A 16,880-nucleotide genomic window follows, 5' to 3' on the forward strand; every position below is an offset into this window, starting at 1 on the left:
CCCGTTTGGCCGGCAGGAGTCCCGTCTAGCCGGCGAGGAGTCCCTCGAGGGTTCGGGTGGCGACTCTGGCGGCCAGCTGGCCGGGGCGGCTGGTGAGCGGATGGGTCGCGAACGCCTGCCAGGAGGTGAGCGCGGCCAACGCCGCTTCGCGTACTTCGTTCGCCGAGGCGTCTGCTCCCAGTCCCAGCCGCGCGCTCGGGTCATGGCCCGAACCGCCGAGCAGGCGATCGAGTTGCTCGGCCCGCTCCGGCTTGAGGGTGATCCCACCAGACCTCAGCTCGGACAGCAGCCGGATCTCCTGGAACTCGTGTGCTCCGGCACTGATCTCTTCCACCCGCGCCTGCAGCTCGGTGGCGGCATCGAAGTCTCCCGAGCGCAGGAGATCCGCCAGTGCCGCCACCGCGGAGTACGCCTTGAGCACCCGGCTCCGGGTCTCGAACTGACGAACCAGGATCGCCCGCAGCCGGTTCAGCCCACTTCGCTCGGCGAGTTCGGTGCTCAGCTCGGACGACGTGGTCGCGGTGCCGTCGCGGATCAGCTCGACGCTCAACCGCACGCCGTACAGTCCGAGCCGTTCCAGCAGGTGCTCGCGTTCGAGCTCGGTGACCGGGGGCCCGGTCGGTGTCGAGGTGAACCGGTCGGCGGTCAGCAGCAGTTCGGCGACCTCTTCGGCCGGCGCCCGCGCGATCGTTGCCAGCAGCGCGTACTCCGCCTCGCGCAGGGTTGTCGCTGTGTGGCCGAGCAACCCGTTGACCGGCACGATCACCGGGCACAGCCGATGCAGTCGCGGCTCGGCCTCGTACCGTTTGGCGACCCGCTCGGCGACCTCCATCGAGTCGAGCCGGCAGGAACCGATCTCGTCGGCCCGGGACAGCACGCCGATCGCGTTCATCGGCGTACCGTGCGCCAGTTCGTCGTCGTGGAACGACTCGAGGAACCGGATGTCGCTGGAGTGGGTGTGCCGGAGCAGATAGAGGATCGCGTCCGCGACCGGGACCCGGCCGTCGTCCGCGGCCAGCACTCGCTGGGTCCGGGCTGACACGTCGGCCGAGATCGACGCGATGCCGGGGGTGTCGAGGATGGTCAGCTCCCGCAGCCTGCTGGTCGGCCAGCCGATCTCGAGGTGGTCGACGTCGGCCGGTCGCAACCCGCCGAGGTCGACCTGCAGGGCGCCGTCGTCGCGGTCGTAGGGACGTTCGCGGGGTTCGCCCTGGAGGGGGAACAGGGTCGCGTGCGGCCGGTCGTCGAGGGCGTACCAGGTGACGATCTGGGTGCATTCGCCGGCATCGGTCGGGGCCAGCTCCTCACCGAGCAAGGCGTTCAGCAATGTGGACTTGCCGGCTTTCACCTTGCCGGCGATCGCCAGCCGGAGCGGGCCGGTCAGGCGGGCGTGGATCTCGGCGAGTTGCTCGCGGTCGTCGTCCGTCCGGGCCGCACGCTCGGCCTGGTCGAGGACGGCGAGGATCGCGGCGGACAGGTCGTCAGTCATCGTCGTCCACCTGGTCGTCGTCGATCACCTGATGAGCTACCGCGCCGACACCGATCCCGGCGGCCGCACCGATGGCGGGGCGGGCGCCGGCCATCGCCACCTCGCGAAGGCCGGAGCGGAGTGAGCGCAGACGGTTGCCTTCGAGGGAGAGTTCGGCGGCCCGCGCGGTCTGTTCGGCGGGTGGCAGTTTGGCGGTCCGGTCGGCGGCGGTCAGGGCGGCTGCGGCTGACCGGTGGATCAGGCCTGCCCGTTCCTGGAAGTCGTCGCGCAGTTGCCGCTGGGTCTTGCGGAGACTGTCGCGAGTGTCCTTGTTCATCACGAACGCGACCTCGTCGACGTACCGGCGGACCGCGCCCTTGGCCTGCTGCTGGCGGTAGGTGCGCTGGCGCTTGCGTTCGTCCTTCAGCAGCTTGCCGCCGATGCCGGCCCCGAGGGTGGCCGCGACCCCGGCGACCGCGATCACCGGCAGGAACAGCGAGCCGAGGCTGAAGACGATCATCGGGACGAAGATCCCGGTCCGGCCGGCCATCATCAGCGAGGCGAGCCGGCCGCCGGGCATCGACAGGGTGCTGACCGAGGCCAGCTCGAGTTGCTCCAGGTCCGTGCTGAACTGGGACAGCTCGACCTCGACCTCGGTCCCCGCCTCCAGGTCGAAGGCCTCGGCGACCCGCTCGCCGAGGTCGCGGGCGCGTTCGATCAGCAGGTCCCGGTTCGCCACTCCGGCCACGGCGACCTGGCGGCGCAACCAGACCTCGGTGTCGCCCCAGGTCTCGTTCGGATCGCCCTGGTCGATGATCGTCTCGACGTCGCGCATCACCGTACGCAGCCGGCTCTGCAGGTCGTGCTCGACATCGGCGACGAGGTCGGCGATTCCGTCGGACAAGGTCTGCTGCCAGGTGGCGCCGGCCGCGGTGAGACCGGCTGCCTGGTCACGGGCCTTGGTGAGCTTGGAGAGCACCTCCGGGCGGCTCTGCGGTTTGCTGAGTACTACGCGTTCGGCGTCAGACTCCTGCGCTAGTTGGGTGGCGACGAAGTCGACCTCCTGCGCGATGGTGGCCGCTGCGCGCGTAGTACCCGGTACTACGACTGCCGTGGCCAGGAACTCCACCAGTGGGGCGAATCCGGACTCCTGGTTGAGCTCGGGGCGCTGAGCGGCGCGCAGGCGGAGGAAGGAAGACACCGGGATGATCGGCAGGTCTATGCCGGCTGTGGCGAGGTGTGAAGTGTTCAGCTCGACTATGCGGCGCCAGTGGCCGTACAGGTCGGTCTTGGTGATCACCACGGCGGCTGCGGGGCAACGGGAGACCGCTGTCTGAAGGAACTCGAGCTCGGGGGCAGTCAGCTCTTGCGCGGCATCGGTGACGAACAGGATCGCGTCTGCCGCGGACAGCGCGGCCAAAGTGAGCTGACCGTGGACGGAGTCGAGACCGCCGACACCCGGGGTGTCCAGCAGGCTCAGTCCGGACCGGAGCATGCGGTGCGGGACTTCGACCGTGACGGACTGCAGACGGCCTTCCTCGGGTCCTTCGCTGGATTCGGACACCAGTTGCGCGATCTGGTTCAGGGGCGCCGGGAAGCCGACGGGGTCCTGCCCGGGGTTGGCTTGCCGGTAAGCGGTGAGGCCGGGACGCTCACCGTACCGGACGAGCGTCGGCACTGCGGTCACGATGTCGGCGTCGACGGGGCAGACGGCGGTCTGCAGCAACGCGTTCACCAGGGTGCTCTTGCCGCGCTTGAACTCGCCGACCACCACCGCTGTCACCGTCCGCGAGTCGAGCTTCTTCTTCGCCGAGTCCAGCCGGGCCGCGAGATCCGGTCGCTTCCTTTCCTGGGTCAGGGTCCTGCCTTCGTCAATGGCGGCGATGAGTTGCCCCACGTTGGTCCGCGGCCGTGGCTGTGGGGGAGCGGGCGTCGGCGGCGGCTCGACGACGGGTTCCGGCGCGGGCTCGGGCACAGGTGCGGGTTCGGCGACAGGTTCGGGTTCGGGCGCGGGCTCGGCTACGGGTGTGGGCTCGGCCACTGGTGTGGGCTCGGCTACGGGCTCGGTTGCCGGTTTGGTGGCTTCTGGGTCGCTCCAGGCCAGGTAGTGGTTGCAGGACGTGCAGAACATGGCGTCGTCGGGGTTCGGACGTCCGCAGTTGCCGCAGTTGATCATCTGGTCTCCGATCCGCCACAGTGGGGCTGGGGAGGTGGGGACCATCGAGGATGTCTGCACGGCGTGCGGGGAACGAAACCCGGCCGGCTCGGCCTTCTGCCTGTACTGCGGGGTCTACCTGGGCTGGGACGAGGCGAGCACTGCCGACCAGCCGGCCACGCGCCAATCCGTTCCGTCCGCCGAGACCTCTGCCTACTCATCGCAGAACCCGATCCAGTCGCAGAGCGTCCAGGGACAGCCCGCCGTCCAAGGGCAGCCCAACGTCCAGGGACAGTCCACCGTCCCCGCCCAACCGATCCCCGACTGGCGGTCCAGCGATCCGCCCTGTCCCCAGTGCGGCCAACCCAACGCGGTAACGCTCAGGTTCTGCAGCAAGTGCGGCAAGGCGTTGCGGCCCACCCAGCCGATCAGTCAGGCACCGAGAGCGGCGGTGCCCCAGACCTGGTGGGAGCGCTTCTGGGACCCGACCGATCGCCGCGCCCGTCGCGAGTACCGCCGCAGCCTGCCACCGCTCTATCGCTGGCGCCGGGTGATCATCGGGGTCGGCCTGGTGGTCGCGGTACTGGTGCTGTTGTCGCTGATCGGGAAGGACCCGGTGGGCTGGGCCAAGGACAAGTACTACGCCGTTCGCGGCACTCTCGTAGTCGCCGATCCGGTCGGCTACGCGGGGAGTCCGCCGGAGTCCGTTGCCCAGGGGTACGATCCCGCCGCGCTCGGGTCCGCCGCCGTGGACGATGCCTGGGCGACCGCCTGGGCGCCGGATGCGCTCGCCCCGCTCGACGCTTGTGACGGGAAACCCGCAGCCAAGGGGATGGTCCGGTTGACCTTCACCGATCCGCTGCGCGTTCGCCGCCTGGACGTGGCCGCCGGGCTGCCGGCAGCCGATGCCAAGCGCCCACTGCAGTTCAAGCCGAGCGTGCTGCTCGTCATGTACGACGGGCGATGCACCGAGTTGCCGCTCAAGGACAGCAGCGAACTCCAGAAGGTCACGCTGGATACCGGTGTTCCGGTCACGGAGTTGCTGGTCGCGATCGGTGCGACCTATCCGGCGCGGGCTGATGCTGGTCAGCCTTTGACGGCGTTGACCAGTCTTGCGGTGCTCTCGCGGCCTCACTAGTTCCCTGCCTGGGCCGGCTGGAAGGTGATACAGGCGGCCCCAGGGAACACCTTCCGCGCTGCCTCCGACCTGCAGAGCGTCGCTGCCTGGTCTGCTGCTCCCGCTGGACCCACGTAGACCACCCAGGCATCCCGCAACGGCTGCCGTGATGTGTTGGTCAGCCCCGGGTACTGCCCGGTCGCGTTCAGCACCTGCGCGGGGACACCTCCAGCTTTCAGCCGTGCGGCCAGATCCCGCGCTGTCTGCTCGGCTACGCCGCTCCCAGCCGGGTAGGAGTCGACCAAGGCGATCCACTGGCCGGCTGCGAATGCGGGGGAGTCGGGTCCAGTGCCAATAGTCGGCCCGCCGGTCGAAGGCGGTCCTGAAGTAGGTGCACCGGTCGTACCGCCGCCTGTCGGTCCACCCGAAGTAGGTCCGCCCTGAGTCGGCGCCCCGGAGGTCTGTCCGCCAGAAGTAGGAGCGCCGGGAGAAGCGGTCAGAGCCGCCTTGGCCGTCGTGGCGCAGGCGGGTTCGGACTCGGGCCCCGCCAGCTTGCCGTTGATCGCGCGCAGCTTGAAGCAGTACTTCGTGGCGGGTGCCAGCTTGTCGACGTTCTTGGCGTTCTGCTGGACGTCAAGGCCGGGCTCGGTCTTGTTGGTCCGGCCGGTCGCCGGATCGACGTACTGCAGGGTGTACGAATCGACGTTCCGCAGCAGCTCCCACGCCAGGCTGATCGTCCCGGGTTCGGCCGCGGTCGCGGTCAGTACCGGCTTGGCCGGCACGGTGACGCCGTCGCCCGCCGGGGTGGTCGCGGGGCCGCCGCGGGTCAGGGCGAACGCCAGTACGCCGATCAGCGCGACCCCCACCACCGTGGCGGCCATCACCACGCCGCGGGACAGGATCGGCTTCTGGGTAAAGGCTCCGTCGACAGCCGGGCGGCCTGGATCGGCGCCTGGGGCCTCCGGCGTTCCCAGTGGACGAGGCGGATCGGGCTCGCCCACCACCTTGAACGGCAGCCTGCTGTTCGAGCCGCGCAGTACGGGCTTGCGGGTGCGGGCCTTGATCCGCGCGGTGACCGTGGCGCCCAGCGGGACGTCGACCACCTCCGGGCGGATCAGGAACCCGAGCGCCTGGTCCTGGTCGGACGCCACGATCCGCAGCCGGGCCGGGGCGTTGCCCCAGTTGCTGAACTGGATCGTGTGCAGCCCCCGCCAGCGGCCGGACGAGGTGACCGGGGTCAGTTTGGCCTGCAGCCCGAAGACCTGTCCGATCTCCAGTTGGCCTTCCACCACCGCACTGCTCGACGGGTCGACCTGCGACTTCGCCCGGATCCCGAACGGCACGGTGCCACCCGGACCGGTCGGCCCTGCCGGCGGGCTGAAGACGACCGTCGCCGTCTCCTGCTGCTGGGGATAGACGGACAGCACCGGCGGCAACACCTCGGCCCACGGAATCGGTTGCTCGCCGACGACGTCCAGGGTGTAGCTCTCGACGATCGTGCCCGGGTTGAGGACGGTGAACTCCGCCCGAACCTGCCCGCCCGGCTCGACCGTGAGCTGCGCGGTCTCCAGCCCCAGCACTGGGTCCGTCACTCGGCCCTCCCCCCACTCCGCCGTCCGGCTCGATCTCCGGTGTCGGTCTCAGGCTAAGCCCGTATGACGCACCTAGTGGAGGGCCAGCCGCCTGCCTGCTGGTGCAGCCCGGCCTGCCCGATCGGGCAGCCGAGAGTGCCCCGGGCTCGACCCTTGCCCGCTCCGGGCCCGCGCGGCCCGGGCAGAACACTCGTTCACGTGATCCAAGAGGTGGACTCGGCGCTGCAGGCTCTGATCCAGCGCGAGGCGATCGGTGCGCGGGACGTCGAGGTGGTGTTCGACGCCCCTACCAAGGAGTGGTCGAGCCGGCGCAACGCTCCCACGATCGACGTCTACCTGTACGACATCCGCGAGGATCTGCGCCGCCGCGAACGCGGCCTGCTGAACGAGTACGACGACGACCAGCGGATCACCGCGCGGCATCTGCCACCCCGCTACTTCAAGCTGTCCTACCTGGTGACCGCCTGGACCCAGCGGCCCGAAGACGAGCACCGGCTGCTGTCGGGCCTGCTCTCCTGCTTCCTGCGGCACGACGCGCTGCCCATAGACCTGCTCACCGGCCCCCTGGCCGGGCTGGGCCTCTCGGTGCCGGTGTCGATCGCCCTGCCGCCACCGGAGGATCGCTCCTTCGCCGATGTCTGGTCTGCCCTGGGCGGAGAGCTCAAACCGTCCCTGGACCTGGTCGTCTGCGCACCGACCCCGACCGGTCGGGTCTACGAGGCGGCCACGCTGGTGGATCAGCCGCCGCGGGTGTCGATGGGTGGCAAGGACGGCTGGCCACCGCGCGAAGAAGCAGGCCGTACTGCGAACGAGCCGCAGCGCCCCAATCCTCGGCGACCGCGCAAGAGGACCGGGTGACTACGCACGGGCTGGACTATCTCCTGGCGCGCCTGGGCCTGGTCGAGGACCGGATCCGGGCGCTCGTGGCGCAGCGCCGTGCGGACGATCCCGCGATGGACGACCCGTTCCGTGGCCTGTACGTCAACGACGAACTCGTCGATCGGCTGCTCAGCGGCGAGGCGCACACCGCGGTCGTGGACCGGGCCGCGGCCGCCGGGCTCGAACGCTCGGCCGACGAATTCATTGCTGAGGGCAACGTCATTCGGCTGCGCCGGCTGGCCGGTGCCGCCGGGTTGTCGGAGCTGGACACCGAGCTGCTGGTGATCGCGCTGCTGCCCGATCTCGACAGCCGGTTCGAACGGCTCTACGGCTACCTCAACGACGACGTGACCCGGCGGCGGCCGAGCGTGGGGCTCGCGCTGGAACTCGCCGGTGCCTCCTCGATGTCGTCCGTTGCCCGCGGCCGGCTGATGGCGAGCGGGCCACTGGTGGCTCGTGGCCTGCTGATCATGGAGGACCCGGAGCGGCCTTTCCTGACCCGCGCGATCCGGGTACCGGACCGGGTGGCCGCGCACCTGCTCGGGGACGACCTGCCCGATCACCGGCTGGTGCCGATGCTGACGGAGCTGACGCCGTACAAGACCGACGCGAGCGCGGATCTCGGCCGGAGCCTGGCGGCCGGCGTACGGCTGGTTCATCTGCGCGAGCACGAGGCCGGTACCGGGCAGTCCATCGCGGCGGCGGCCTTGGCGGCCGCAGGGCGGGGCGTGGTCGCGATCGACCTGAGCCTGATGGCGCGCGACGCCGATCCGCTCGGTCTGGCCGTGATCGCCGGGCGTGAGGCGTTGTTGCAGGACGCGGGGCTGGTCGTCGGGCCGGTAGAAGCTCTGGCCGAGGCGTCGCTGGAATCACTGCACCGGCTGAGCCGATGGGAAGTGCCCGTCCTCTTCATCGGTACGACGACCTGGGACCCGCGGTGGAGTCCGGAGACCCCGCTGACAGTGGACGCGCCCATACTCGGCGCGCATGACCGGATCGAGCTATGGCGGGAACACCTGAGCGAGTCGGAGCTCGATCCCGAGATCCTGGCGGCGCACCTCGCGCTGGGGCCCGGCCAGGTGCGGAACGTGTTCAAGACGGCGGCCGCATCGGCCCTGCTGGCGGGCACGGCGATCACCGCAGACGACCTGCGCCGCGGAGTACGGGCTCAGAACGCGGCCGGACTCGAGCGGCTGGCCCGAAGGATCGAGCCGGAGGTCGGGTGGCCTGACCTTGTCCTTGCTCCTGCTGTACTGCGGGCGCTGCAGGGGTTGGCTGCTCGGGCGCGGCATCGCGACACGGTGTTGACCGACTGGCGGATGCGGCGCGGCGGGGGACGTGGGCGGGGCGTGACGGCCTTGTTCGCGGGCGATTCCGGCACCGGTAAGACGATGTCGGCCGAGGTGATCGCGACCGAGCTCGGGCTCGACCTGTACACGGTCAACCTGGCGACTGTGGTGGACAAGTACGTCGGCGAGACCGAGAAGAACCTCGAGCGGATCTTCAGCGAGGCCGGTGGAGTGAACGCCGTGCTGTTCTTCGACGAGGCCGACGCGATCTTCGGCAAGCGCAGCGACGTCCGCGACGCGCACGACCGGTACGCCAACATCGAAAGCGCCTACCTGCTGCAGCGGTTGGAGAGCTTCGACGGCCTGGCGATCCTGGCGACCAACCTGCGGGCCAACATCGACGACGCCTTCACCCGGCGGCTCGACGCGATCATCGACTTCCCGGCGCCGACCCCGGACCTGCGGCTCCGGCTCTGGCAACAGTGCCTTGCGCCACCGCTGCCACTCGGGGACGACCTCGAGCTGGAGTTCTGCGCGCGGTCCTTCGAACTGGCCGGTGGCAACATCCGGTCGGCCTCGGTGAGCGCTGCCTACCTGGCCGCCGAGTCCGGCCAGCCGGTGCGCATGGTGGATCTCATCACGGCGGTCGGCCAGGAGTACCGCAAACTCGGCCGCCTGGTCCTGGAACGCGAGTTCGGCGAGTATTTCCCGCTGCTTGACGGACAAATGCCGGGGACGCGCGCAAACTGACTGCTATGGGACTCCGGGGGGACTGACGATGGGCTATCGACTCGGCGTCGACCTCGGGACCACGTTCACGGCCGCGGCGACGTACGACCTGGGCAGCGGCAAGCCGCCGTCGATGCTCGGGCTGGGGAATCGGGCCCTGCAGATCCCGTCGGTGTTGTTCCTCCAGGAGGACGGTCAGTTCCTGATCGGTGAGGCGGCCGAGCGCAAGGGGTCCATCGACCCCGCGCGGGTGGTGCGGGAGTTCAAGCGGCGGATGGGTGATCCGGTTCCGTTGCTGGTGGCGGGTACGCCGTTCTCGCCGCAGGCGTTGACCGCGCGGCTGCTGGCATGGGTGGTCGCGGCCGCCACCGAGCGGCTGGGATCGGCGCCGGAGGAAGTGGTGCTGACCTTCCCGGCGAACTGGGGTGAGTACAAGCGGGACCTGCTCGACCAGGTCTTCACGCTGGCGGACGTCGGACCGGCCCGGACCTGTCCGGAGCCACAGGCGGCCGCCGTCCAGTACGCGGCGCGGGCCCGGCTCGACCCCGGCGCCCGGGTCGTGGTGTACGACCTGGGTGGCGGCACCTTCGACGTGTGTGTGCTGGAGAAGACCGGGACCGGTTTCACGATCCTGGGCAGCCCCGACGGCGTCGAGCACCTCGGTGGGGTGGATTTCGACGAGGCCGTCTTCCAGCACGTGGTGGGGTCGCTGGGCCCGGCGGTCACCGACCTCGATCTGACGACGCCGGAGGCCAAGGTGGCGTTGACCCGGCTGCGGCGCGACTGCGTCGAGGCCAAGGAGGCGCTGTCCGCAGACGTCGACACGGTCATCCCGGTGACTCTGCCCGGCCGCATCACCTCGGTACGGCTGACCCGGTCCGAGCTGGAGAACCTGATCGGCCCGTCGATGCGGGACACCGTCGACGCCACCAGCCGGGCCCTTCGCGTGGCCGGCATCTCCAGCGACGAGCTCACCGCGATCGTCCTGGTCGGTGGCAGTTCCCGGATCCCGCTGGTCAGCCATCTGCTGCAGAGCACCTTCGGTACGGCGACCGCCCTCGACACCCACCCCAAGCACGACATCGCGCTCGGCGCCGTCCTGTACGCCGCGCCCGAGGCCGCGGTGGATCAGCCGGCTCCGGTACGACGCGACGGGCAGGCGGCGCGCGACGCCCGAGCCCTGGCGGACGCACGAGTCCTGCGCGAGGTCCTGCCTCCTGTCGCTCAGCCCGACCCGACTGCGGCCGACACCCAGCCGATCCCCAGCCAGGCCAGCACTCAGCCAATCCCCAGCCAGGCAGATACACAGCCGATCCCCAGCCAGGCCGGCACTCAGCCAATCCCCGCCCAGGCGGATACCCAGCCGATTCCCGCTGCCACGGCACTGCTGGGGAGCGGGCCTGCCGGCGCCGGACCGTCCGGCCCTGACGCGGACCAGGGCAACCCGTGGTGGCGGAACCGCTGGCTGGCGATCGGCCTCGCCGCGGCCGCCGTACTGGCCGTGGTCGTCGTCGGCGCCCTGGCTCTGCGAGACGAGCCCCGTGACGATGCCCAGCAGAACCAGTCGACGCCCGCCCCGAGCCCAGGGCCTTCATCCGGCCCGAGTGCGCCGACATCCGCCCCGACGTCTGCACCGACCTCCGCCCCAACCCGTGTCGTCCCCGGCGCTCCGGGCATCTACGGCGTGGCGGTCAGCAGCGACGGTCGCCGGATCTACGCGAGCAACAGCGACCTGAACACCCTGTCGGCGGTCGACATCGGCAGCGGCAAACTCGCCGGACGCCCGATCGCGGTAGGCAACCAGCTGCGAGGTGTGGGCGTACAGCCGGACGGCACCCGCGCGTACGTCGTCGCCGCCGATCCGGGCACCGTGACCGTGATCGACACCGCGGCGCTCGCGAAGGTCGGCCGCCCCATCAAGGTCGGCAGGATGCCGCTCGCGGTCGCAGTCCATCCGACGGCCGCTCGGGCCTACGTCACCAACACCGGATCGGACAGCGTGTCCGTCATCGACACGGCGGCGAGCAGGACGATCGCCACCATCCCCGTCGGCGACTCTCCGTTGCAGGTGACGCTCTCGCCGAACCGCAGCCGCGCCTACGTCGCGAACTACCAGTCGAACAGCATCTCCGTGATCGACACCACCACGAACCGGATCGTCGGCAAACCGATCGCGGTGCTCGCGAAGCCTCATGCGCTGGCGGTCAGCCCGGACGGCTCCCGGCTGTACGTCACCCACATCGACTCGAACGAGGTGTCCGTGATCGACACGTCGTCGGGATCCGTCACTGCATCGTCGATCACGCTGCCGGCGAACGCCTGGGACGTCGCGGTCAGCCCGGACGGCCGACGGCTCTACGGCACGCTCCATGACCGCAACCAGGTCGCGGTCATCGACACGTCGACGCTCCAGCCGTTCGCCCCGCCCATCGCTGTCGGCAAGAACCCGACGGACATCGCCAAGAGCGCCGACGGGCAACACCTGTACGTCGCCAACAACAAGTCCGGCACGATCTCGGTGATCAGCACCACCTCCAACCGCGTCGAGACCACCATCTCCGTCCCGAAATAGCCCGGCTCTGCCCCGGTGCAACACCCGAGCTGACCTCGGACACGGCTGACCTGCCGCAGGGATCCGGCCTGGGCGGTGGCGATGGCTCGAGCGGTTTGGCTTGAGCAGGGGAGATGCCCTTTCGGGCAGGGAGGAGTGCCCGGGGATGTGCCTGGTCATCGGCTGGTCGGCAGCGGCGTACCCGGGAGGCTCGACGCATGGTCGGCGCCCGTCAGACGGCAGCTTCAGTCAAGGCCGAGGCCTCTGACGCCCTGACGGATGCCAAGCGCAAGGCGGCGAGCGGGCCGCGGGGTCGCCTGCAGGGTTTGCTCGCGTTGCAGCGGAGTGCGGGGAACGCGGCCGTGAACGCGTTGCTGGCTGCGAAGCTCAGGTCGCCGGGTGGGGACGCTGTCGGCGACATCGACGCGGCGCTGCGAGAGGTCCGGCGCGATGAACCGGCCGTCGACACCGTGGAGAAGGGGCTGAAGGCAGCTAAGGCGGCCGGTGTGCCGGTCGATCTGGAAGGGCCCAAGCCGCCCGCGTCAGCGCTGGCCGTGACGACGACCGGCTTCGGACCTGGAGCGGTGGCTCCGAAGAAGCCCGTACCGCCGCCGAAGCCGGTGCCTGCGGTCAGCCCGCTGGGCAAGGCAGGCGCGAAGGCTGCCAAACCTGGCAAGGCGGGAGGAGGCGGCGCCGGTACTGCGGGCCCGGCCGCGGCGGGTGGCGCTGCCGGCGGGGGCGGTGCGGCCGCGCCGGAGATGGCTCCGCTGTCTGCTGATCAACTCTTGCAGCCGCCGGCCGCGCCGACCGGAGTACGGCCTGAAGAGGATCCCGCGTTCACCCAGGTGACGGGGAACGTGAAGGGCTTCGCCAAGGCCAAGAGGGCGCATCCGCCGGCAGCGTCGAAGGCCAAGGAGGCCCAGGACGCCGCGCTCGCCCCGACCGACGATCTCACCGGCCAGGCCAAGGCGGCCAAGGCCGACACGATGGACGCCCAGCAGGCGGGCGCCTTCGACAAGAAGGCCTTCATCGCGGCGGTGAAGACGGCCATCGAGGCGAAGTCGCCGAAGACCCTGAAGGAGGCCGACAACTACAAGGAGTCCGGCAAGGCGGGTGAGGTCAAGGGCGAGATCAAGGGCATGGTCGGCCAGGGCAAGGAGGGCCAGGCCAAGGACATCGAGACCGCCACCGAGGCCCCGCCCGACACGTCCAAGGGTGTCGCGAAGCCGGTCACGCCGATGGAGACCGAGCAGCCGGGGCAGGCGGTCCCCATTCCCGCGGCCGGCGCAGTACCGAAGACGGCGCCGCCGGAGCAGACCAACCTCGAGGCCGGCAAGCACCAGGCCAACCAGGAGCTGGCCGAAGCCGAGGTCAGCGAGCCGCAGTTGGCGCAGTCGAACGAGCCTCAGTTCCAAGACGCACTAGCCGACAAGCAGGCCGCAGCTGCGCACGCCGATGCCGCGCCCGCCGCCTTCCGTGCCGAGGAACAGCAGGTCATCCAGCAGAACAAAGAGGAAGCGGCCGCGGAGACCAAGGGCGGCGTCGCGGGGATGCAGGGCGCCAAGGGTGCGGCGCTGGCGAAGCTGGTCGCGGAGAAGGGCAAGACCAAGTCGAAGGACGAGGCGAAACGCGCCGAGGTCACCGCGAAGATCCAGAGCATCTTCGCTGCCGCCGAGACCGACGTGAAGAAGATCCTCGACGGCATCGACCCGAAGGTCGAGAAGGAGTTCGAGTCGGGTGAGAAGACCGCCCGGGCCGCCTTCGAGAGCTACGTCGCGGCCAAGATGTCGGCGTACAAGAAGGACCGGTATGGCGGGTGGACCGGCAAGTTCCGCTGGCTGCGGGACAAGATCAAGGGGATGCCGGACAAGGTCAACGAGTTCTACGTGGCCGGCCGGGAGCTGTACCTCAAGGAGATGGACCGGGTGATCTCCCGGGTCGCGGACGTCGTCGGCAACGACCTGACCGCCGCCAAGGCACGGATCGCGACCGGCCGGAACGAGATCGCGACGTACGTGAAGAGCCTGCCGAAGGACCTGCAGAAGGTCGGTTCGGAGGCGTCGAAGGAGATCGGCGAGAAGTTCGAGCAGCTGGAGAGCGACGTCGACTCCAAGCAGGAAAGCCTGGTCGACACGCTGGCGACGAAGTACACCGAGGCCCGCAAGGGACTGGACGAGCGGATCGAGGAGCTGCAGGCCGAGAACAAAGGCCTGGTGGACAAGGCGATCGGCGCGATCAAGGCCGTCATCAACACGATCCGCGAGCTCGTCTCGATGCTGAAGAACGTGCTCGCCCGGGTGGCCGGCGTGGTCGGCGACATCGTCAAGAACCCGATCGGCTTCCTGTCCAACCTGATCGCCGGGGTCAAGGGCGGCATCCTCAAGTTCAAGGACAACATCCTCGACCACCTGCGCAAGGGCCTGATGAGCTGGCTGTTCGGGGCGCTGGCGGAGGGCGGCGTACAACTGCCCGACAAGTTCGACATCAAGGGCATCCTGCAGTTGCTGCTGTCGCTGTTCGGCCTCACCTGGGCCAACATCCGCAACCGGCTGGTGAAGAACATCGGTGAGCCGGCGATGGCGGCGATGGAGAAGGGCGTCGAGATCTTCCAGAAGCTCCGCAGCGAAGGCATCGCGGGCCTGTGGCAGATGCTGATGGAGAAGCTCGGCGACATCAAGGAGATGATCCTCGAACAGGTGAAGGACTTCGTCATCACGAAGATCATCACCGCCGGCATCACCTGGCTGATCGGCCTGCTCAACCCGGCCGCCGCCTTCATCAAGGCATGCAAGCTGATCTACGACGTGGTGATGTTCTTCGTCAACAACGCCGGCCGCATCATGAAGTTCGTCAACACCGTGATCGACTCGGTCGCCGACATCGTCCGCGGCAACGTCTCTGGCGTGGTCAACAAGATCAACGACGTCCTGGGCCAGATGGTCCCCATCATCATCGGCTTCCTGGCCAGCGTCATAGGCCTCGGCGGCATCGGCCAGAAGATCCGCGAGATCGTCGAGAAACTCCAGAAACCGGTCAACAAAGCCCTCGACTTCGTCATAAAAACCGGCCTCAAACTGGCAGGCCCCATCATCCGAGGCCTCAAAGGCATCTCCGGCAAAGTCAAATCCAAGGTCGCGGCCGGTAAGGCCTACGTCAAAGGCAAGGTCAAAGCCGGCAAGGCCTACGTCAAGGCCAAGGCTGCCGGTGCTGTCCGAGCCGTGAGGGATTGGTTCACGCTCCGCAAGACCTTCACAGCCGCAGATGGCACGCACGCACTTTACTGGCAAGGGCGAGGGGCTAGCGCCAAGCTGACCCTGGCGTCCACGCCGACTCCGGTGGACGCGGTTCTCGTCACGGCAGCGGGGCTGATCAGGGCCACACACCCTCAGTACGGCGCATTACAGGCTGCCCAGGCAAAGCAGGCCGAGATCCGCAAGATCAAGGCGAGGGTGGAAGCAACTGGTCCCACGGCGCGTGACGCCGCGGAGGTCGACAGCCTGAATGGGGCGATGGAGGACCTGGTCAAACTGCTGGCGCCGCTCGTGCCGGTGGTGTTCCCGGCGACAGCACCGATCACCGGACAAAAACTGCCCTCGTGGGTGCAGCCGTTCTTGCTGGTGAAACTGAACAAGAGGCGGAGCGTGGCTCGCGTATTGGGGGTCAACTTGTCCAACCCCGCGTTGCCGGTCGTGCAGTACCAGGTCATTCGCGAGCGGAAGAGGTCCACGGATCCGTTCCACGCGCCCACCAGCGGGCCCACCGGTGCGCCTGAGACAGTCACCCCGGGCGACGTGAACCGCGACTGGTCCCCGTATGTCGAGAAGCCACGGAACTACTACATGGGCCCAACCCCCCAAAAGAATGAACCGGTAGGCCAAGCAGTGATCGCTCGTATGCGTGCCGAGGGCAGGATCGTGGGAGATCAGGTGAGGTCTGGGCGGGACGCCGCGGGCAATGTGCTGCCGCCAGGCAAGTTCGAGTGGTGGCCGCTGAGCGAATGCGTCATGGGTCACGTGATCGACGCGGTGACCTGGTGGAACACGAACGGCCGGTTCACCGGACCGCAGTCGAGCGAGGTCCAGAAGTTCATGACCGATCCGGCGAACTACGAGATCGAGCCAAAGGTCTCGAACTCGCTCCGTGGTGCTTTCCTCGGCGGCCGAGGAGGTAACTACCTTCCCTCGGCGAAATGACTGCAGTGCCCCTTCGGCAGGGGAGGTTGCGCGGTGGTATCGCACCTGGCCGTTGTCTGTCCCAGGCGCGGGTGGGACTTTGAGAACAGAGACGTCAGAAGGGTTGGGCTATGCGTGAGCACGGGTTTGATGCTGAAGAGGTCGCTCTGCGGCCTAAGGCGGGGCGGGTTGAGGAGCAGGTCAGCGATCACGTGGGGAAGGCTGCTGCTGAGGGGCGCACCGATGTGGTTGGGGGCGCGGGGATGTTGGGGCTGCAGCGGGCCGTGGGCAACAGCGGGGTCACCTCGATGATCGAGGAGGAGAGGTCGCCGGTGCATGACGTGGTCTCGGGTGGGGGGCGGCCGTTGGAGCCTGAGGTTCGGGGGGAGATGGAGGGGCGGCTGGGGCATGACTTCTCGGATGTTCGGGTGCATGACGATGGGGCGGCGCATGAGTCGGCGAAGGCTGTGAATGCGCATGCGTACACCGTCGGAAGCAATTTGGTGTTCCAGCGGGACAAGTACGACCCGGGTTCGGATGCCGGGAAGGTGATGTTGGCGCATGAGTTGACGCATGTGGTGCAGCAGCGGAGTGGGCCTGTGGATGGGTCGTCCGCTCCTGGTGGGATCAAGGTGAGTGATCCTTCCGACCGGTTCGAGCGCGAGGCTGCTTCCACTGCGGAGCGCGCGATGGCGGCTCCTGCTCCCTCGCCAGTGCCCGTGGCTGCTGCGGCCCCGGTCCAGCGTGATGTCGATGAGGCCGGCGCGCCGCCTGTGCAGCGGGACGAGGCACCGGCCGAGGAGGAGAAGGAAGAGGAGGCGGTCCAGGGCGCCTTCGTCCAGCGCGATGAGGAAGAAACTCAAGAGGAAGAGTCCTGAGTTCACGTCCGCAAGCCCGGTGAGCTGGCACTCAGTCGTGGATCAGCGGC

Annotated in this window: 9 protein-coding genes; 6 read left to right on the forward strand and 3 right to left on the reverse strand. The window is 68.9% G+C overall.

Annotated features, from left to right (window positions below; all coding sequences use genetic code 11):
• Nucleotides 1-25: 25 nt before the first annotated feature.
• Both EV644_RS34150 and EV644_RS34155 read right to left on the reverse strand, forming a co-directional pair.
• Nucleotides 26-1,489, reverse strand: coding sequence for a dynamin family protein (locus EV644_RS34150; RefSeq protein ID WP_132193787.1), 1,464 nt, complete (start codon nt 1,487-1,489; stop codon nt 26-28).
• The gene (locus EV644_RS34155) at nt 1,482-3,644 is read right to left on the reverse strand and encodes a dynamin family protein (RefSeq protein WP_132193785.1); all 2,163 of its coding nucleotides are present in this window, start codon (nt 3,642-3,644) and stop codon (nt 1,482-1,484) included. The genes EV644_RS34150 and EV644_RS34155 overlap by 8 nt, the downstream gene beginning before the upstream one ends.
• A gap of 34 nt (nt 3,645-3,678) precedes the next feature.
• Here EV644_RS34155 and EV644_RS34160 point away from each other — a divergent pair, with 34 nt between their 5' ends.
• Nucleotides 3,679-4,761, forward strand: coding sequence for a hypothetical protein (locus EV644_RS34160; RefSeq protein WP_132193783.1), 1,083 nt, complete (start codon nt 3,679-3,681; stop codon nt 4,759-4,761).
• On the opposite strand, the gene EV644_RS34165 is transcribed toward EV644_RS34160, so the two are convergent.
• Complete coding sequence (locus tag EV644_RS34165; RefSeq protein WP_132193781.1) at nt 4,758-6,332, reverse strand: fibronectin type III domain-containing protein; 1,575 nt, start codon at nt 6,330-6,332, stop codon at nt 4,758-4,760. The two genes, EV644_RS34160 and EV644_RS34165, sit on opposite strands and share 4 nt — an antisense overlap.
• A 198-nt stretch (nt 6,333-6,530) precedes the next feature.
• On the opposite strand from EV644_RS34165, the gene EV644_RS34170 reads away from it, so the two are divergent.
• The 5 genes from EV644_RS34170 (at nt 6,531) to EV644_RS34190 (ending at nt 16,830) form a co-directional block, all read left to right on the forward strand.
• Nucleotides 6,531-7,190, forward strand: a complete 660-nt coding sequence (locus EV644_RS34170) for a Pvc16 family protein (RefSeq protein WP_132193779.1) — start codon at nt 6,531-6,533, stop codon at nt 7,188-7,190.
• Nucleotides 7,187-9,250, forward strand: coding sequence for an ATP-binding protein (locus EV644_RS34175; RefSeq protein ID WP_199240149.1), 2,064 nt, complete (start codon nt 7,187-7,189; stop codon nt 9,248-9,250). Before EV644_RS34170 ends, EV644_RS34175 begins: the two co-directional genes overlap by 4 nt.
• Before the next feature lie 28 nt (nt 9,251-9,278).
• Entirely contained in the window at nt 9,279-11,801 is a 2,523-nt protein-coding gene (locus EV644_RS34180; protein WP_132193777.1) for an Hsp70 family protein, read from the forward strand.
• A gap of 197 nt (nt 11,802-11,998) precedes the next feature.
• On the forward strand, nt 11,999-15,973 hold the full coding sequence (locus EV644_RS34185; RefSeq protein ID WP_199240150.1) for a phage tail protein: 3,975 nt from the start codon (nt 11,999-12,001) through the stop codon (nt 15,971-15,973).
• A 110-nt stretch (nt 15,974-16,083) separates the two neighbouring features.
• A complete protein-coding gene (locus EV644_RS34190; protein ID WP_132193775.1) occupies nt 16,084-16,830 on the forward strand; it encodes an eCIS core domain-containing protein in 747 nt (248 codons plus the stop codon).
• Nucleotides 16,831-16,880: the final 50 nt, after the last annotated feature.

Origin of the sequence: Kribbella orskensis (assembly GCF_004342085.1) — a bacterium.
Lineage (GTDB): Bacteria > Actinomycetota > Actinomycetes > Propionibacteriales > Kribbellaceae > Kribbella > Kribbella orskensis.

Coding starts and splice junctions, on each gene's coding strand:
- EV644_RS34185 (WP_199240150.1), top strand. CDS start 11,999: ATGGTCGGCGCCCGTCAGACGGCAGCTTCAGTCAAGGCCGAGGCCTCT.
- EV644_RS34190 (WP_132193775.1), top strand. CDS start 16,084: ATGCGTGAGCACGGGTTTGATGCTGAAGAGGTCGCTCTGCGGCCTAAG.
- EV644_RS34180 (WP_132193777.1), top strand. CDS start 9,279: ATGGGCTATCGACTCGGCGTCGACCTCGGGACCACGTTCACGGCCGCG.
- EV644_RS34155 (WP_132193785.1), bottom strand. CDS start 3,644: ATGATCAACTGCGGCAACTGCGGACGTCCGAACCCCGACGACGCCATG.
- EV644_RS34150 (WP_132193787.1), bottom strand. CDS start 1,489: ATGACTGACGACCTGTCCGCCGCGATCCTCGCCGTCCTCGACCAGGCC.